Below are 18,045 nucleotides of genomic sequence, written 5' to 3'. Positions count from 1 at the left end.
TCACCCCAGGCCACAGCCGTGGCTCAGCGATCAGGCTCATTCGACGTCATACGAGTCTGTGCCTGTCTGGCGGTCGTGTTGCTACACCTCGCCGCCACCACCGTCATGCAACCGGAGCAACTGGGAACGATCAGTTGGCATATGGCCAACTTCATCGACAGTGCCATGCGATGGGCTGTGCCGGTGTTTGTCATGTTGAGCGGCGCGTTGCTGCTCGATGGAAAGAAACAGACCAGCCCTCGTGAGTTCTGGACCAGACGCATGAACCGGCTCTTACCAGCGCTGCTGTTCTGGTCAGTCGTCTATCTGGCCTGGCGTGCGTTCTTCTGGCACCAGCCGCTCACCCTCAATACGATCGCGCTAGACCTGATTGCTGGACGGCCCTACATCCATCTCTACTTTCTCTTCCTCATCGCGGGGCTCTACCTCGTGACGCCTTTTCTGGCAACGGCAGCGTCCAGTCTCGACTCGAAACAACTGGGTCAGGCGATCGTCGTCATGGCGGCCCTGGCGCTGGGGGCCAACATGGTCGATTTTCTGGCCACCAGCGCCTTCACCCTATTCGTTCCCTACATCGCCTATTACTTTGCCGGACTCTATTGTGTCCGGGTCCTCGCAAACCGCCCAGCGCCATATGGCATGGTCTTGGTTGGAGCGATTCTCGTCACGACCCTGTTCACGGCCCTGTCCGTTTCAGTAAATGGTCTGGAAAGCCGCTGGTCTTTCTATTTCTATGAGGACCTGAGTCCCACCATCATGGTGATGGCGGTCACCGTCTTCATGGTCCTCCTCCAAGCGTCGCTCTCGCCAACCGTTCAGTCGATCGCGCAGCGCTTGGCTCCCTGGACGTTGGGAGTCTATGTCGCCCATCCAATCGTCGTCGAGCTGTTACGAAACCTCTACCACACCACAATGCCAGCCATGTTCCGCCCCCTCTACTACATCCCCATCACCTTCGTCGCAACGATTGTCATCGCATTTACAGCTGTCGCACTGATGCAGCGAATCCCCATCCTGCGACGGGTCGTCTAACTCAGTAGGATGCTGAAAAAGCCCGCCAGCATCGTTCTCGCATCGTTCAGAGCCTCAACGTACCCTACGGGTACGCCTCGGCCCTTCACTCGCTACGGCCTTGCTGGACGGCCTTGCTGGACGGCCTTTTTGAGCATCCTGCATGGTGGGCACTCACCATCGCCATGAACATCTACCCCTCGCACGCTTGACGCACATCTCACATTGAGATATCATCATCACGTGCATATAATCACGCGAAAACGACTGGCGGAGTTCGCGCGAGCGCATCCGGATGCACGGGCTCCGCTGAACGCCTGGTACGCCATTGTTCGGAAGACCGACTATGCCTCATTCACCGGTCTACGGAAGACATTCCCCTCCGCCGATCAAGTGGGCGGGATGACCGTCTTTAACATCGGGGGCAACAAGTTCCGACTGATAGCGGCCATTCATTACAACCGGAAAAAAGTCTATCTCCGGCACGTGCTCACACATGCCGAGTACGACCGAGACGCCTGGAGGACCTGATTATGCTCGCCAAATACATCCATGACGTGAACGCCGACTACCGCCGCATTCGGCAACAGATTCCCTTGGGCCCGTTGCATACCAAGACGGAATACGACCGAGCCGTAGACGTCCTTGATGACATTCTCGACGAAATCGGCCAACAGGACACCCATGCCCTCGCCGACTTGGCTGAAACCTTGGCCCTCTCTATTGAGGCATACGAGGACGCCCATGTCGCCACACCCGACGCCTCCGGGCCTGAAATTCTGCGCAGCCTGATGGAGGATCATGAGCTCGCGCAATCCGATCTGCCCGAGATCGGCAGCCAGGGCGTGCTGTCAGAAATCTTGTCGGGCAAACGCGACCTGAACGTCCGCCAAATCGCCCACCTCGCCGCACGGTTCGGCGTCTCGCCCTCGGTATTTATGCCCCTCGCCACCAGCACAACCAAATCCCTCACGACCAAGAGGCGGAAAGTGCGAGTACCCTAGTCCAGCACCTGCTTCACACTGCGACGCCACCATTGCCTTAACGCTTCCTGCTGTCGCGCTGGTGCAGCAAATCCCTATCCTGCGACGGATCGTCTAACTCAGCAGGCTGCTGAAAAAGCCCGCCAGCGTCGTTCTCGCATCATTCAGATCCTCAACGTACCCTACGGGTACGCCTCGGCCCTTCACTCGCTGCGGCCTTGCTGGACGGCCTTTTTGAGCATCCTGAGGCGATTAAGGCCTCCATGCCACATGAAATATTTCAACCGTAATTTTCGCATGCCCAAGTTTTGTCACGCCTGCTAGCCCGCTCAAAACACAGGCAGCGCTACTGAAATCAGCGACATCGATGGGGGGGATGAAGATATATTTGAGCTGATAGGACCTGACCTGCGGTTTGCGAATTACCCCTCGTCCTACCTGAGACAATCTAAGCCCCCAAAAAACCACAACTGAGAAGACAAACACGGTTGGTGCTGATGGGGCAGGCTTGTCCTGTCCTGATAGCAGCGTGGTAGCAAAATAAGGCAGCGAGGATGAGAAGTGACTGAGGACGGCCACGCCTGGCTTTAAACGTATGCGCGTTCAGCCTCATTTTGTCTATCACTATCGAAGGAGCAATGGTGACACTTGATTATCCACTGAGTCCTACGGTCGTGCTTTTGAGAATTATGCAAGATCGATTTTCTGCCATCCTCGTAACACTGGGGACATATCCAATGCGGAGGCTCGGTTCCCTTTTGGGATTCCTTCAACGCATAGACATGACATCCAGCCCAAGGGGTTATCAGTTGGTAGTGCTGTTTTGTCTCATCCCATGCCTTAACGCGGCTAACTTCTTCTTCAAGCTCACGAGTCTTTTGCATCAAGGTGAATTGGTCAGACTGCGCCGTAAGTGCACTGGTTTGGGCATCAAGAATGGCACTCTGAAGATCAATGACCTTGGTTTGGATATCCGCCAAGTCGTGAAGGCCCTTCATGGCCTTCGCAATCTCTGCCGCTGTCCTGAGTCCACTAATGGCAGCTGTAATGCTTGGGATATCAACCATGTTTTCTCTCCTTGGGCTGCCGGTGAGTTCCACGCATATATAGCAATCTTGTTCCGAAGGGGTCAAATGAACAGCCCTGGCTATCCGTCTGTCAGCTTGTTTGACCTGCGGGTTGTTAATTCGCAGCAGCGCAGGAAATGGTCCACTAGCAGTGGTACGAAGCCGAAAGGGAAGGCAGCAACGGGTTATTACTCACTAAGGGGTGGCTGGGATGATCTCAACTGCGCGCGGCTTCCCAATCCCCATTTCATTTTCAGGGGTGGCCTGGTCGATCCTCGATTGCGCGCGTCGAACGAGCACATTCTTATCGTGCGCATTCCGCGAGCAGGAGAACGACCAGGCTACCCTTCCCATACTTCGGAGGCCGCGCGTTGCGCGAGTACAGGGATCGTCCCAGCTACCCCGCTCCCCTCTCAGGAGTTTCCACGACAGGCTGCTCAAAAAGGTCATCCAACGAGGCCTCAGGCGAGTCACAACCGGAGGCGTACCCTCAGGGGTACGTTGAGGATTGTGACGAACCGAGAACGAAGTTGGTGGCCTTTTTCAGCAGCCTGATTAGAAGAAGGCCATCGATGCGTATGTGACCGTCGAATTGTACTGATCCGTGATCCCGCGATCATACCGCAACACCTGCCCGCTCTCCGCATCGATCAGCCGGAGCAACGAATAGATGGGGGAGAAACCGGAGATCCGGCGCTGGTCCTGCTCTTTCCTGATGTAGTTGGCGAACTCTTCCGGCTGGCGCTCCTCGACCGGTTTCAACATCTCCAGGTCGAACTGCATACAACGATGGAAGGAGAAGTCCGTCGGGGGCGCCTTGTCTCCGTAGCGCATGCCCAAATGAGCCAACTCCCCCGCTGCAATCACGCAGTAGGTCCTGCCCGATTGCGTAAGGACCTCGCGCAGCCCGGTCAAGAATTGATCGACCGATTGGCGAACGGTTGGATCTCCCAGACTCGCCGCAGAGAAGGCACTCAGGATCGGTACGATCGTGAAGGGCTTCTTGCTCCCCACGATGTCCTGAAGAAAGGGGAGCTGAAACTCGATGGCCTGTTCCGCTTGATGGCAAAGATCGTCTTCAAAGAAGGCCGGGAGCTTGGCCTTGAGCTGACTTAGAATCGGCTGGTCGGCAGTGACAACCCCGAGCGGTGTCTCGAAATCCTTATCCGTCACGGCAAAGACATGGTCCAATCCGGCAGAGGCCGTGCCGATGATGACGAACAGATCCGGCTGCTCCGCATCTTGCAGCTCTTTGTAAGCCCAGGCATAGATCGGCCCTGCTTGTTTCAGGTCGTAGGTCGGAGCGACGAGGCCTTTGATCTTCTTCCCCGCATTCTCTGAGGGTTTGAAATCCGGTCCTTCTTTCGACGTAAAGAATCCATCGATCTGCTTTTTCAGCTTCGCGCCATCGGCTTCGTATCCCCGCCCGGCAAACGCGGCTCCACGCAACGGACTCTGCCGATAGGTTTCACGCGCCAATCGCCGGGCGTCCTCGGCACGCTGACCTTCCAGGAACAGCTTCTCGTTCAGATCGACGACCAGCTGATCGATCTTGCTGGGCACGAGGAATTCACCGAATCGTTTGAGATAGAGCGCCCCGATTTCCGCCAGCGAATGTTCGCCGTCGAAATGCTGAATGATGAAAAAATAGTTGAGCGGCAGTACGAGCTTTTCTTTGCTCAGCCCCGTGGGGTCCCAGAGGACCATGAACTGTTCCTCACCCTCTTTGATCGGTGAGAACTGAAGGTTACGCAGAGCGGGGCATTGCTTGGGGTCGTGGGGGGTCGTGATTGTAGTAGTCATGGCGCTCCTTGTTGGAGCGCCATTGTAACCAAGCGATTACGGAAGCTGCAACCATCGGTCTGGTCTATCTGGTTCATTCGGTCTATCTCGTCTATCCGGTTGATCTCGCTAGACCAGATAGACCGAATAGACCAGACAGACCTACTCTTCTTCTGGCTTACTGCCAGACCGTCGAGCCATCACCGCCAAGGTGAGGATGGTCACACCCAGGAGCCAGAGGCTCGGCCGGCCATAGGAGGGATCGGTGAACTCGATGAGGTCGGTCAAACGACCGATCAAGAGGGACATGCGGGCCATCACGGTATACCCGAAGGCCGCGCCGAAGGCGATCATCAGGAAGAGGATTCCGGTCCGCGCGACAACCTTGCCGGGCCCCGTATGCTCAACGGAGAAGAAAAAGTAAAACAGGACGGAGCTGACCCCGATCAGGATGATGATGGTATTGATGCTGCTGGCCGGGTTGAGGAGATTCCAGGTAAACGTCAGTCCCTCGCCAGGTACCATCACGAGAAGAGGGCGGACCGTGTCCTCAATCTGTTTGAGAATGTACGAAGAAATCACTCGCGGAATCGCGAGCCCGGACCCGACGCCCACAATGAAGGCGAAGGCATACCGCGACAGCCAGGCGGCTTTGGGCACATACCGCGTGAGCATGAGCGCCCCGATGGCAACCGGGACCAGCAAGGCCCATTCCCCGTTCTCGACAATCGGCTTCCAGACGAGATGCACGACGACGGTGTCGTAGGTCTTGACGATGGTATAGCCGACCGACACGCCAACGTAGAGGTTCTCCGCCAACTTGAACAGCGGATTGTCCTTATAGAGGAACGAGAAGATGAAGAGGGTCAACCCCGTCGCCACCCAGGCCCCGATGATGGTTTCAATCGGCATTGGTCCTCATACTCCCGAATGGCCCGCCAGCTTGGCCTGCCTGCGCAGGGAGAAATAGAACAGGTTACAGAGAATGACGAGCACAATGATGGCGAGATGGGTGGCGGATTGCGCATCCATGCCGGCAATGGCTTTCCCTTTTTGCCCCATCAAGGTCTCGTACTCTGCCGCGCCACGCAAGCCGCCGATGAGACCGTTGATCTGGCCGCTCCGCAACAGCGGATAGAGCCCCGGCGCCATCACGCCGGTGCAGCCCCCTCCGAGTTCGAACTTGTACTTGTCCTTGCCGAACACATACCAGGCTTCTACGCCGGGATTCCCCGCGCCCAGGCTGATCGCATAGTTCACATCCCGCAGATTGGCAATACCTTGAAGCACCGGCATGCCCTTCGTGGGCTTGCCGTTATAGTCGGCAGGAAAGGCCCCGTAGAGATCCTGCCCCATATTGATGATCACGGCGGTCCCGCCTGGACTCCAGCCAAGGAACACATAGTCCTTCCCGCTTTCCTTGCCCATCTCGCGGGCCACCTGCGTGACGACCTGATCGGCCATGCCGGTGCCGGAGACCCAGAGCGTCATCGCGATCACGCGCAGGTTCTTCCTGAAGGCATGCCGTAACAGCGAGATCGATTGCGGATGCAGCTCCGGCTTCGAGGCAGGATCGAAGTCCAGTGAGAGGAGAAACACGGAGCCCTCAGGGAGCGACTCGATGTAGTCGTAGACCCCGCGCACCTCCGGCGAAATCTTGATCGGCAACCCGACCGGATAGAGCAGCGGCAACAACGTGCAGAGGCCGATCACCAGAAAGATGATCCGCCGGTCGATTTTCAGCATGCGTTCAGCGAAACTCATACGCGCGACCAGTGAACGGTGATCAGTGATAGGCAGGGAAAAGACACCTTCATTTTCTCATCACCCATCACTCTTTCCCCCCGCCGAGATACGACCGTTCCATGCCGAAGATAATCTTGATAGAGAGCGCGACGGTGCCGAGACTGACGCCGATCAGGATCGCGCGTCGCACCGACGCGTTGAGCACGTTCAAGATCCACTGAGAGAGATCGCCGCTGAGCGGGATGAGATATTCTCCGAGCGGGACGCGGCCCATCATGACGATGACCGCCGCAATGAGCAGCACCGCCGCCTCACGGCTCCGCGCACGGAAGGACCGATAGGCGGCAGAAGCAATAAACAACGCAAGAATCGCAAACATCGTCCCCTGCAGCGGGACCATCATGTAGTTATAGACCCAGCCAAAGGATGTCATCGCGCCGTCGACGGCTTCCTTGCCGTTGGACCAGAGACCGACCGCGATCGTCCCCAACATACTGAGGTACAGCACAAAACTATAACCCCACCCCGCTTCCTTGCGGCGGATCTTCACGGCATGGACCTGGAACAAACTGCTGACTCCCAGCACCAGCGCAAATCCGCCGATGATCTGGAGCCATTTGGTGACGGAGGTCAACATCAGCTCCGAGGCCGGGTGCGGCACATAATATTGTCCCGCGAACACGAGTCCGGTGATGAGCGTGATCAGGAGCGGCACCTGTCGGCGAAGAAAAATCATTTCACGTCCTTGAAGACATCCAGAAACAGTTGCGGCCATTGCGCATCGAGCAGCACCCCGAGGGTGGCCAGGATGGTCCCGACGCCGAGCACCCCGAGGATGAGCGCCTTACCGATGTCCTGACCGCGTAACGTGCCGACCTGCACAGGTTCCCTGGAGAGATAGGCACTGGCCGCGTAAAGCTCCTCTCCGATCAAGGTGTAGTCGCAGGTGGTCACGAAGAACGGCAACTGGTGATCGGAGTCCGTCCCGGCGATTTGAATAGCACCGGTACTCGCGCCTGTTTCCGTCAACAGCAAGGCTTCCGCGAAGTAGGACCCCATAAAGAAGTTGGCAGCCGGCTTCTTCCGCAGCATGATGCCGTCCACTGCCGCGGTATAGCTGAATTGATCGGATGTAATGAAAAAGTTCGAATCGTCCTTGTAGAGATCCGGCTTGCCTGCTTCCAGGTAGGCCTGTTTCGTAATTTCCTGGCAGACGGCCATGGTGATGGGATCGCGGTGCGGCACGAGCAACTCTGTCTCGTAGGCCGCCGTACGTTTGGCCACACGCCCGAGGATGACCGCCGCGGCAATGGTGGAGGGATCGCTCATGTCATGGGCGCCGGTCAAGTAGAGGATCGGCTTGCCCAACTCGGTCGCACGACCGATGGCCTCATCTACGGCATCGAGGCCGGGAATGCGCCTGAGAAAGATCTCCCGCTTTCTGGCCGTACTGATCGCATAGAACACGATCCCACCGAACAATAGCGCCAGAAGCAAATTATTGATCTGATTCCAGTTCATCCAGTTCGGTTGCGACATCGCTTGCACCGGCTGGGAGATGCCACGGTCGTCACTCAGGACCGCAGCCACGGCAACGCTATAGACGACTCCGTCCTTCAGTTCGACGCCTCGTCCATTCCTCAGCGTGAACTGGTGCTGGTCTCTAGTCGCCGGCCTTGTCCACCAGGGCCACTTGGATTCACGAACATAATGCTGATTCGCAGGGAACTCCGCCACGACCTTCATCGCAGCCGGGTCCGGCAACGCAATCCCCTCGCTCAGTAAAATCTGATACTTGGTCGCGGCACTATCGTAGGGCGCGGGAGCCCAGACCAGGGTCAAGCTGCCGCCACCATCGCTGGGGGTATCGAAGACACGAACGTCTTGCGGAGGAGAGAGGGTTTTCTTCGTCTCGGCTGTTTGGGCAAACACCGGCAACCATGACTGACTCAGAATAGCCACGAGCAGGAGCACCGATACCTTCCATAAGGCGGGATGCTCAAACCGGCTGTTCAGCAAGGCCGCAGGCGAGTCGAGAGCGAAGCTGGCAGACGTTTTCAGCATCCTGCTAGGCCCCCTCGATCAATTCAATGTTCGTCCTGGGAATCATCACCCTGCTGCCGTCGGCAAAGCGGACTTCCATCACGCGCACTTCGCTCTCAGTCGGAATCTTCTGAAGATCCGGCGGCAGACTCGCGACTTCGCCGATCTTCCCGAACAGGGGATCGCGAATGATGCGCACCTGGTCGCCGATCCGGATGCCTTCCCGCTCCGGCATGGTGACAGCGCCCCGCCTGCCCGCAGAACCGCTTTTAGGGATGATGATCTCCGGCCTGATGACTCCGGCACGAATTTGCGTCGCGCCGGAAATGGATGCCTCTTGGCCCGCATGGGCAGAGAGCAGATTGAAAGTCTTATCGGCCATAGGAATGGTGCCGAACCCTTCAGTGAGGATGAGCGTAAAGCCGACCTGTTCCGTGCCTGTGATAGCCACGCCAAGATCGTAGCCCAGGAGTGCGCGCAAATCCTTATCATGGATGCCGCCAATAACCAACCCTGCCACCCCCACCTCTTTCGCGCGCGTCAACGCCTCCGACGAGATGAAGGAACCTCCCACAACAACCTTGCCCTTCATGGCCGGCGTCAGGTGACGCGGCGTGAGCACGTCGTCCGGCGACGTCACGGCAATCACGATCTCGCCTCTGGTTTCGCCACCGATGCCGAAGATGCCCTGCACCAGGCTACAATCCGTCTCGACGAAGACGCCCTGCTGCGGAATCACCTCGACAATGAGCCCGTCCACATAACCCAGCAACTCCAGGACGCGCGGCGGCTCCCGCAACAGCACCTGGCCCGTGACCGTGGATAGGGATTCCACGACACCGGTGATCGGCGAGAGCACTTCCGTCTTGAACCACTTGATGAGGGGCTTGTTCTCGGCCAGGATCTCGCCTTTGTTGACCGGATCGCCGGCCTTTTTGATCAAATATTCATTGATCTCGTCCGGCGCCACACCCAACTGATTGGCGAGGTTCAGGGGATAGACCTTCCCTGGCAATTCTGCACGAGCGACCGGCTGATTCGCGCGCACCGTCTCCCCCGCTGCCACCAGCACGGTGCCAGGCAGCGACAACAGCCGTCGGCGACGGATGGTTGCCTGCTCGGTAACGGTGAGGCCTGGAGTGTAGGAATGGGCCATAGTTTTAATGCCGTGATAGGTGATCAGTGATGCGTGATGGGTACAGATCGCACATTCTCTTATAGCCTTTCCCGCCCATCACCCTTCACTCATCACACATCACTTCCTGGGTACAATCCGACGGCCTGATACCATTTCTTCAACGATGCCATTCTGGCATCGCGATCGGTCGGCAACTGCAAGGGACGTCCGCGCCCATCAAGGAGCAGTCCCACCACACCGCCTTGCACCTCGCGCGTGACGGCAACTCCTACCCCTGCCCCGAGATTTACCTGTTTCTCCGGTTGAATCGTGATCGAGGCCTTCTGATCGCTGGCCAGGGGCACCAGCCGCAGATCGCCAAATGAAAGTTGCCCCTTGTCGATCCGGCCATCAGAGAACGTGATGGCATAGTCCGCACACCGTTCTCCCTCTTTCCCCTGCCCGATCGGCGCGACACAAGTCCCCAGGTAGACCATGCAATCACGCACGAAGACATCGGTTGCCGCCTTCTCATCGATCGCCGAGAGCATGCCCAGATGCGGCATCATAAAGATACTGTCGACCGAGAGCCTCGTCACTCCGAGCGGTTCATAGGCATCCACCATCATGAGCATCGACTGGATGCGGCGCGGCGCATGGGACAGAATCCCCCCGCTTCCGACGATCAAATCGAGCTTGAGCATGTCAATCAGCGTCTTGCCGGACTGTTGCTGTTCGAACACATCCGAGATGGTGCGCTCTTGTTGTATTCCCTTGAGGGCCGTCGCGAGGGATTTGTGATGGATCAAGGCGAGCCGGAGCGCTTCGCGGGCGATCGCATGTTCGATCTGCAACTCGTCCAGCGTCTGCGGAATCGTCGTCGGACGGACCATCTTGTTCTTAATCCGGTTGCGGAGCGTCTGTTCGTCGATCGTGAAGGGCACCCACCGCATGATGTTAGCGAGCCCTGCTTCGGCCAGCACATTGGAAATGCTATAGGACATGCCGAGGTTCGCGCTGACGGTCCGGTTGAAAAGTCCTTCGAACACCGAGAATACGTCCGTCGTCGCGCCGCCGATGTCCACCCCGATCAAGTTTAAATGCTCCCGCTTGGCGATCGTTTCCATGATCACACCGACCGCCGCCGGCGTCGGCATGATCGGCGCACCGGCCATCTCGATCAGCTTCTTATAGCCAGGCGCCTGTTGCATGACATGTTCGAGAAACAGGTCGTGGATCTTGTTGCGCGCCGGCGCAAGGTTCTCCCGCTCCAATACCGGACGGATGTTGTCGGTCAAGACCAACGCGGTTTTCTCTTCCAGGATTTTCTTCACTTGCGGCTGCGCGTCTTTGTTCCCCGCGTAGACCAACGGGAGCTTATAGGTGGCTCCGAACCGGGGGCGTGGGTCCGCCGCCGCGATGTACTCCGCCATCTCCACCACATGGGTGACCGCGCCGCCGTCCGTCCCGCCGGACATCAAGATCATGTCCGGTCGCATCGTCCGGATACGCTCGATCTTCTCATGTGGCAGACGGCCATCGTTCGACGCGAGTACATCAATGACGATGGCGCCGGCTCCGAGCGCGGCCCGTTGCGCACTTTCCCCCGTCATGTTCTGCACCACCCCGGTCACCATCATCTGCAATCCTCCACCTGCGCTGCTGGTGGAGATGTAGATGTCGACACCGGTCTTCGCATCGCGGCAGGGCGTAATGATGGTGTCGCCGTCCAGAATTTTCCGGCCGGAGAGTTCTTCAATCTCCGCAATCGCGTTGAGTACCCCGCGCGTCACATCTTCGAACGGCGCTTCCACCGTCGTCGGGGCCTCCCCGCGATAGGTCTGCCGGTATTCGTCTCCGACTTTCTCGATCAGAATGGCTTTGGTCGTCGTGCTGCCACAGTCGGTCGCCACGATGACGTTGAGAGGATGGGCGATCACCGGCTTGTTGGGTGCTGCATTCGGCACAGTCATTGAGCAGAGGCTCCTTGAGGAGCCTGGGGAGCAGACTTCGTTTCAATCAGAGAGATGAGACGAGAGATCGTATCGCGTCGCTCAAGCAACCGGGCCACTTGCTCGACTTCCTTGGCATGAAACGCCCATTCAATGATCGGGGTCAGAAAATACAGGGCCTGGCTCCCGAGGAAATTCATGGGCCCAAGCGATTCCAGAAATACGGTGGCGGGAGCAGTCATGCCCCGCTTCACCACCGCGTCGGCCACCCGCTCAAGCAACGAGAGGTCTTCAATGGTGAATGGCTCGGCCTCGGATGTGGTCGAAAAGGCATGGGAGAATTCCGCACGGACCTTATCCCACGTTTCCGCCAGAGAATTCTTGAGCAAGGAAGCCATAAGTATTTGGAAAGGCAGTCAAAATCCAATGATGCCGGTCATTATATGAATGGGATTGAGGAGAGTCAATGAAGAGGGGGGATGGGAAGGCTACTTGCCCACATTCCTCCCCCTCACCCTACGCAACGTGAACAGTCAGCACGATTTGTTGCTCTACCCCTGGCACCATATTGGGTGTCATCCCATCCTTGCATGCTCATATTTCCTGAACCCTGTCCGTTAGAAGCGGTTCACGCTCAGATCCTGAGGAATAGCTCCTGCATAGGTACCAGCCGACAGGTTGTCGCATGCCTATAGCGCAACCAGAAACCACACACACGAAGGAGAGAGCTGATGGAGAAGAGAGTCCCCCATATGACAATGGATAGAGAACGCCCGAGCCTGAAAGAAAGCAGGCAAGGCCTGTTCATTGGCAACGGAATTCGTGGTGCGGTGAGCGAACCGACCTACGGCCATACCTCTGACATGCTCAGGCGCCAACAAGAAGAGAACCGAAAACATCGGGAAGAACTCGCTCAAATCGGCCGGAACGTCATTGGCTAAAAACCTGACGATCCTCTTCATCCAAATCGCCTAACCCTAACCATAGCCTTCACCTCCCCTGGCAACAGCATCAGGCTGAGCCTGCCACGGGAGGCCCCTAGGGGCTCTTGAGTCGATCGCTCCCTCTCCGATCGGATTTCACCACCTGATAATCCTTGATGAACTCGTCAACTTTGCGGCGCACCTGGTCTTCGACATGTCTGACATCGTCGTCCGTCACGATGCCGGTCCCACCAAACTTCGTTCATGTTGCTGCGGACCGTTCAAACGCATCATGCCCTTCCGACCTGACCCGTTGTGCAATTCTCGCAACGGCACGTTTCCGAATCTTCGGCTTTCTTGGAACCAATACTGTTAGGATCACGATCTCTGACCGATTGATTCCTGACATCGATTGAAAGGACGCTAGCCTTGAACAAAACGCAACTCATTGCTGCCACCATCGTATTGTCTCTGATCGGAGCCCCGACCCTCTCCTTCGCAAAGGCGCGAGGCGGATCCGGTGGAGGGTACTCCAGCGGGTCTCGGAGTGGAAGCACCGGGAGCAGCATAGGGAGCCGTGGCTCCCGCACCCACGACCAGAATGGCGCGAGCCCGATTCAGCAATCGGCCACCCCCAAGCCGGCAACTGCACCACCAGCCACGCCAGCCGGCCAGACCCCCGCAGCCCAACCGGCCAGCCGGCCTTCGTTTCTACAGCGTAATCCTCTCATGGCCGGAATCGCAGGCGGCCTCGCCGGATCGTGGCTCGGCCATATGCTCTTCGGCGCGACCGAGAGCAGCGCAAAAACGAGCGAAGCAGGTGAACCGGCCAGCGAAGCCACCCAGGCAGCCGGCGCCTCTAGCTCAACCGGCATTCTTCTCTTCCTCATGCTTCTGGTCACAGGAACGCTATTTTATTTCCTGAAAGTCCGGCGGCCGGCGATCCCTGATTTTTCCGGGATCACGAGGAGCAGCGCAGTCGGCGGATCCCTGCTGACAGAGCCATCCGCCACGACAGGACTGGTCTCAACCGTGGTCAGCGACGTGACCGCTGCAGACAAGGCGGCCTTCCAGCAACTGCTGACCGACATTCAGACAGCCTGGAGCAAGCAAGACCTGACGGGATTGCGGCGATTCGTCACACCGGAGATGCTGACCTATTTCAGCACCGCGCTGGCAGAGAACACCAGCCGGGATATCGAAAATCACGTGGAAGATGTGGTCCTGGGACGGGCGGAAGTCCGGGAAGCCTGGACAGAAAATGCCACGCAGTACGCAACGGTGAGCCTACATTGGAGCGCCCGCGACTATACGATTTCCTTGAAGAAGCAGCGCGGAGAAGCAGGTTATCTCGTCGAGGGCAACGAAGAGAAGCCGTCCGAATCGAGCGAAGTCTGGACCTTCATGCGATTCCAAGACGGAAAGTGGTTACTCTCAGCTATCCAACAAGTCGATTAGGCGCCAGCTCGGCAAGAGGTATTGCCGGAGCCGATACGATTAGGACAACGGGGGCCGCAACGATCGTTGCGGCCCCCGTTGTTGCGTTCCATCCTAAGATCATCTTCTGGCAGGATACCCTCAGCGACAAGTGTCATCACCCCACGACCTAACGAGAGATGCCTGTCCTTACCGACGGTGGAGCATTCTCCTCAACTTCGCCAGATCCTCTTCTCCTCCATCAAGCTTATGCAGCATCCGGTGACAATTGGCACAAACGGTAACTAGATCGCTGAGAGACGCCTCCACAGCGTTCGCAAGGCGATTCAGCGGAACGATGTGGTGCGCTTCAGCGAAGGCTTTACCAATGTCTCCGTACAGCTCGCGAAAGGTCATCTCACATACCTGACAGCGATAATTGTCCCGCCGCTTACATTGTTCCGCTAACGGACGGCTCTGTTCACGAGCCAGATGCTGGCGCACCACCTGACGGTTTTCATAATGCGCATAGGCCTCCTCCTGATCCTGATCTTTCTCGTGCACCTGTACCTTGGCCGGCGGGCTCTTGATCACAGCTTCAAAAAAACTCGTTGCGCGGGCCACGATGCCAAAAACCGTATCGTCGCTCTCTGGAAGGGCCGAATCAAACAATCCATAATAGGCATATGGGCCCTCACTCTCATCAAACTCCTCATAGATGGGACGGTCATAGTCACCAACGTCCAACGGTTTTCTGAGCACATCGTCTGATCGTGATCCCGCAGCAAGTCTCATGTCCTGCTCGCTCAACCGTCGCACAGGCCGAAGGGCCTCAGGCAATGCGGCGACTCTCTTCCGCAGCTTGTCTGCCTGCGCAGCATAGAAGCCGTACCATATGCGTCTTTGGCCTTTCGTGCCGGACCATTCACAATACCAAACCTCTACTCTTGGCTCTCCCAGCCCCAACGATCCCAGTTCGACACGCCATCCGTTGGTGTGAGACTCTTTGAGCGGAAGCACGGTACGCAGACGGATCATTCTGCCGAGCCGTCTGGAGAGTTCCTTGTGCAGTGCTTCAGCAACCCCCTTGAGCTGTTTCTGGTCTTCCACATCGCGCATGACAATTCTCCCTTACATGCCCTGTCACCCAAGGACGACATGAACATTTCTGAAATAGGTCTTGCGATCAGACAGATATCCGACGATCGCAGACGTCCTTGCTCGTTAAGTCCGAGACAAACCCTGGCAGGCCAGACTTCATTGAATAACCGTTATCGAAGAATAGTCCTTTCCCAGAGGGAATGCACCGTGGGAGTGGCCAAAGAGGAGAACCGACAGCAGGAAAAGCAACGAGCCACTAACAGCTCTTCTGACGAATGTGGATTCGATAGAACGTAAAGTCCCCGGGCGTGACGAGCGCGACGCCGACGAGACAGATGAGATGACCATTGCGAATGTCTTCCGGGGTCATCGTGGATTGGTCGCAGATGACGGAAAATGCCTCGCTGGCCTTCTCCCCTCGTAGCGCCTCCGACACCCATAAACACCCCAGGTATCCTCGCAGATGTCCGACGACTTGCGCCCAAACGGATGGGGTATTGCGTTCATACACGACCCACAAAAGTTCATGGGCGCACCATGTTTCAAGCAGGATGCTCGTGACATCCACCCCGATAGCCTGACCAGAGGGGGTCTCCGTTTCGACATTCTCGAGCGACACATAGGGAGAGCAATAGGCCAGCATCTAGTCCTCAACCTTGGATAGGAGATATTCGTCGCAGAGCCGGTGCAGCCGAAGCTCGTTCTTAAGCGACATCGAGAGGAAGATCAGGCCTGCCCGCCCCTCTTTCACCCACTGCACCTGTACCAGGTCGCAAATCACTGCAGACGAACCATCGCCGGGGTACAGTTTGAGGGTAAGGCACTGCCCGCATACGAGAGGCAGGTTAAGCCGAATCCCGCACCCCCTCGTCGTCAGATCGATCACCTGCCCTCTCGTAAGTTCGCCCTCACCCGCGAGGAGGATGCCGAGATTCACCGCCTTGCGCAGATACCGCCGGAGATCAATCCGTGGCACGAAACAATCCTCTTCGTGTAAAACTGGCAACATGAGCTCCATGGCGGATTCCTCCTTCACACTGTGCAACCGATGATGCAGAGGCAGATCGCAACTCTCGTGCCGAGCGACCGCCGCTCAAATTGATTAGTGTTTTCACGTTTTTTGACAGGGAGGAGGCTTCGTCAGCTGTAGGTCTGTATCGTGCCCGATACGAATGTGAAAGAATCGATACAGCCGGAACGCGTAACGCGCGTTGGAGGTGGAGCGGGAGGATAGGAACGTCTAACTGATAACAGATGGCTGAGGAGAAGCGAACAAGAAACTTAGGGTCTATACCTTATGGCAGGGGCGAGAAGCTGATGGCGAGAGCACCAAGGACAGGCCAAGAATCTCCAGCCCTCTATCCCTGTTTTTTTTGCCCTATTTTAGATTCCGTCCCATTCCACAGACGCGCGATATTGTCTTTGTGTTTGACCCAGATCAGCCCACTGACGATCAAGGAAAACACAAAAAACTCCTGTCGCTGCTCATTCACAATCGCCACGACCGGAAGGCATCCGAAAGCCGCCAGCGCGCCGCCAGAGGAGTAGCGCCAGATCGCGACCGCTCCAAGCCAGATCAGCAGTAAGAGGAATCCGATTGAGGGAGACAGACCCAACACCGCACCTAAGGCCGTCGCCACCCCCTTCCCCCCTTTGAATTTCAGGAATGGTGAAAAGAGATGGCCCAAGATTGTCGAGAGGGCAACGAGCATGATGAACCGTTCATCAGTGAGCCACTGCATGGCAGCCCACCCCATCACCCACCCCTTGCCCATGTCGCCAAGGAGCGTGAGGACTCCCGCCTTCTTGCCCGACACACGCAGCACATTAGTGAAGCCGACGTTCTTGCTCCCGACCGTACGCGGATCGGGCAACCCCATCGCTTTAGACACGACGACGCCAAAGGGAATAGCCCCCAGCAAGTAGCCGACCATTGCCATGAGAACCCAAAGAAAGTCTTCGTTCATGGATTAGGAAATGAGAAAGGGAGGTGCACAGGCCACAAGAACTCGTAAACCCCACGCAGGATGCTCAAAACGGCCAGACTTCTCACCCGCCCAACCCAGGCGCGCCGAGACGCGCTTTGTCCCAAGCAAGGCCGCAGAAACCGGATGCGTCCCCTCGTGGGGACGTTGAGGATTTCGATGAGCCGAGAGCGAGGCTGGCGAACGTTTTCAGCATCCTGCTACAGTCCCTTAGCGACGACCTGCTTCCAGAAGCTCCATACATATTGCGCTCCGGAAACATAGCCGAACACGAGCGACAGATACAGGGTCACGGTACCGGCCAGGTGCAGGTTACCCAGGCCAGACAAGAACGTGCCCTCGAGAATCAACATCGCGATCGCCACGACTTGCAGCGCCATCTTGTACTTGCCCGTCGTCTCAGCGGCGATGACCATGCCTTCTCCTGCGGCGATGGCTCGAATACCGGTGACCGCGACCTCGCGTGCGATGATGAGTATCGCAACCAGCGCGCTGACACGATCGATGTTGAGCAGGAGAATCAATGCGGACAGGACCAACAGCTTGTCGGCAATGGGATCGAGCAGCTTTCCGACGGTGGTCACCTGGCCATTCCGGCGGGCCAGATAGCCATCCAACATATCGGTGACCGCTGCGACGATAAAGACAATGGCCGCGATCAGTGATCGATCCGGGGTCGGCGTGGCAAAGAGCACCACGAAGACTGGAATCAAGAGGATGCGAGTGAGCGTAATGAAGTTCGGCAGGTTGAGCGATTCCTGCCCGACCGATTTCCATACTTCCAATACGCGATTCATCGGGCACCCACTCCATTGGCCTGCTGCAAAAATACTAGGCTGGCACCACAGAAAAACAACCCCACAGGATGCTCAAACAGGCCGTCCAGCAAGGCCATAGGCAAGTCGAAACCGGAGGTGTA

The 18,045-nt window shown here is 57.3% G+C and carries 20 protein-coding genes; 5 read left to right on the top strand and 15 right to left on the bottom strand.

Going from position 1 to position 18,045, the window contains the following annotated elements:
• Nucleotides 1-18 precede the first annotated feature (18 nt).
• The 3 genes from Q8N00_12140 (at nucleotide 19) to Q8N00_12130 (ending at nucleotide 2,015) form a co-directional block, all read left to right on the top strand.
• Nucleotides 19-1,032, top strand: a complete 1,014-nt coding sequence (locus tag Q8N00_12140) for an acyltransferase family protein (protein ID MDP2383544.1) — start codon at nucleotides 19-21, stop codon at nucleotides 1,030-1,032.
• A gap of 222 nt (nucleotides 1,033-1,254) precedes the next feature.
• Complete coding sequence (locus tag Q8N00_12135; GenBank protein ID MDP2383543.1) at nucleotides 1,255-1,542, top strand: type II toxin-antitoxin system HigB family toxin; 288 nt, start codon at nucleotides 1,255-1,257, stop codon at nucleotides 1,540-1,542.
• A gap of 2 nt (nucleotides 1,543-1,544) precedes the next feature.
• Nucleotides 1,545-2,015 carry a transcriptional regulator gene (locus Q8N00_12130; GenBank protein MDP2383542.1) on the top strand — a complete coding sequence of 157 codons (471 nt, stop codon included), beginning with the start codon at nucleotides 1,545-1,547 and terminating at the stop codon, nucleotides 2,013-2,015.
• 566 nt (nucleotides 2,016-2,581) lie between these two features.
• Here Q8N00_12130 and Q8N00_12125 read toward each other — a convergent pair.
• The 9 genes from Q8N00_12125 to Q8N00_12085 form a co-directional block, all read right to left on the bottom strand.
• The gene (locus Q8N00_12125) at nucleotides 2,582-3,061 is read right to left on the bottom strand and encodes a hypothetical protein (protein ID MDP2383541.1); all 480 of its coding nucleotides are present in this window, start codon (nucleotides 3,059-3,061) and stop codon (nucleotides 2,582-2,584) included.
• Between the two features lie 555 nt (nucleotides 3,062-3,616).
• A complete protein-coding gene (amrB, locus tag Q8N00_12120) occupies nucleotides 3,617-4,864 on the bottom strand; it encodes an AmmeMemoRadiSam system protein B (GenBank protein MDP2383540.1) in 1,248 nt (415 codons plus the stop codon).
• A gap of 141 nt (nucleotides 4,865-5,005) precedes the next feature.
• A complete protein-coding gene (locus tag Q8N00_12115; GenBank protein ID MDP2383539.1) occupies nucleotides 5,006-5,755 on the bottom strand; it encodes a hypothetical protein in 750 nt (249 codons plus the stop codon).
• Nucleotides 5,756-5,761: 6 nt separating this feature from the next.
• Nucleotides 5,762-6,589 carry a hypothetical protein gene (locus tag Q8N00_12110; GenBank protein ID MDP2383538.1) on the bottom strand — a complete coding sequence of 276 codons (828 nt, stop codon included), beginning with the start codon at nucleotides 6,587-6,589 and terminating at the stop codon, nucleotides 5,762-5,764.
• A gap of 85 nt (nucleotides 6,590-6,674) precedes the next feature.
• Nucleotides 6,675-7,325 carry a hypothetical protein gene (locus Q8N00_12105; protein ID MDP2383537.1) on the bottom strand — a complete coding sequence of 217 codons (651 nt, stop codon included), beginning with the start codon at nucleotides 7,323-7,325 and terminating at the stop codon, nucleotides 6,675-6,677.
• Complete coding sequence (locus tag Q8N00_12100; GenBank protein MDP2383536.1) at nucleotides 7,322-8,653, bottom strand: hypothetical protein; 1,332 nt, start codon at nucleotides 8,651-8,653, stop codon at nucleotides 7,322-7,324. Before Q8N00_12100 ends, Q8N00_12105 begins: the two co-directional genes overlap by 4 nt.
• A gap of 4 nt (nucleotides 8,654-8,657) precedes the next feature.
• On the bottom strand, nucleotides 8,658-9,788 hold the full coding sequence (locus Q8N00_12095) for a hypothetical protein (GenBank protein MDP2383535.1): 1,131 nt from the start codon (nucleotides 9,786-9,788) through the stop codon (nucleotides 8,658-8,660).
• A 92-nt stretch (nucleotides 9,789-9,880) separates the two neighbouring features.
• Nucleotides 9,881-11,722: a glutamate mutase L gene (locus Q8N00_12090; protein MDP2383534.1), complete on the bottom strand. Its 1,842-nt coding sequence runs from the start codon at nucleotides 11,720-11,722 to the stop codon at nucleotides 9,881-9,883.
• Nucleotides 11,719-12,090 (bottom strand): hypothetical protein, encoded by a 372-nt coding sequence (locus Q8N00_12085; GenBank protein MDP2383533.1) that lies wholly within the window; start codon nucleotides 12,088-12,090, stop codon nucleotides 11,719-11,721. The genes Q8N00_12090 and Q8N00_12085 overlap by 4 nt, the downstream gene beginning before the upstream one ends.
• 342 nt (nucleotides 12,091-12,432) lie before the next feature.
• On the opposite strand from Q8N00_12085, the gene Q8N00_12080 reads away from it, so the two are divergent.
• Complete coding sequence (locus Q8N00_12080; GenBank protein MDP2383532.1) at nucleotides 12,433-12,642, top strand: hypothetical protein; 210 nt, start codon at nucleotides 12,433-12,435, stop codon at nucleotides 12,640-12,642.
• Between the two features lie 97 nt (nucleotides 12,643-12,739).
• Here Q8N00_12080 and Q8N00_12075 read toward each other — a convergent pair whose 3' ends face one another.
• Nucleotides 12,740-12,862 carry a hypothetical protein gene (locus Q8N00_12075; GenBank protein ID MDP2383531.1) on the bottom strand — a complete coding sequence of 41 codons (123 nt, stop codon included), beginning with the start codon at nucleotides 12,860-12,862 and terminating at the stop codon, nucleotides 12,740-12,742.
• A 191-nt stretch (nucleotides 12,863-13,053) separates the two neighbouring features.
• On the opposite strand from Q8N00_12075, the gene Q8N00_12070 reads away from it, so the two are divergent.
• A complete protein-coding gene (locus Q8N00_12070) occupies nucleotides 13,054-14,082 on the top strand; it encodes a TIM44-like domain-containing protein (GenBank protein MDP2383530.1) in 1,029 nt (342 codons plus the stop codon).
• A 168-nt stretch (nucleotides 14,083-14,250) separates the two neighbouring features.
• Here Q8N00_12070 and Q8N00_12065 read toward each other — a convergent pair whose 3' ends face one another.
• From Q8N00_12065 to pgsA, 5 genes are all read right to left on the bottom strand, one after another.
• Complete coding sequence (locus tag Q8N00_12065; protein MDP2383529.1) at nucleotides 14,251-15,159, bottom strand: HNH endonuclease; 909 nt, start codon at nucleotides 15,157-15,159, stop codon at nucleotides 14,251-14,253.
• 238 nt (nucleotides 15,160-15,397) lie between these two features.
• A complete protein-coding gene (locus tag Q8N00_12060) occupies nucleotides 15,398-15,784 on the bottom strand; it encodes a hypothetical protein (GenBank protein MDP2383528.1) in 387 nt (128 codons plus the stop codon).
• Complete coding sequence (locus tag Q8N00_12055; GenBank protein ID MDP2383527.1) at nucleotides 15,785-16,159, bottom strand: PilZ domain-containing protein; 375 nt, start codon at nucleotides 16,157-16,159, stop codon at nucleotides 15,785-15,787.
• A gap of 340 nt (nucleotides 16,160-16,499) precedes the next feature.
• Nucleotides 16,500-17,081 (bottom strand): glycerol-3-phosphate 1-O-acyltransferase PlsY, encoded by a 582-nt coding sequence (plsY, locus tag Q8N00_12050; GenBank protein ID MDP2383526.1) that lies wholly within the window; start codon nucleotides 17,079-17,081, stop codon nucleotides 16,500-16,502.
• Nucleotides 17,082-17,326: 245 nt separating this feature from the next.
• Complete coding sequence (gene pgsA, locus Q8N00_12045) at nucleotides 17,327-17,923, bottom strand: CDP-diacylglycerol--glycerol-3-phosphate 3-phosphatidyltransferase (GenBank protein ID MDP2383525.1); 597 nt, start codon at nucleotides 17,921-17,923, stop codon at nucleotides 17,327-17,329.
• Between the last annotated feature and the right edge of the window lie 122 nt (nucleotides 17,924-18,045).

It is taken from the genome of Nitrospirota bacterium (assembly GCA_030684575.1).
In the GTDB taxonomy this organism is placed as follows: domain Bacteria; phylum Nitrospirota; class Nitrospiria; order Nitrospirales; family Nitrospiraceae; genus Palsa-1315.
This window is presented reverse-complemented; position numbering and strand designations above follow the sequence as displayed.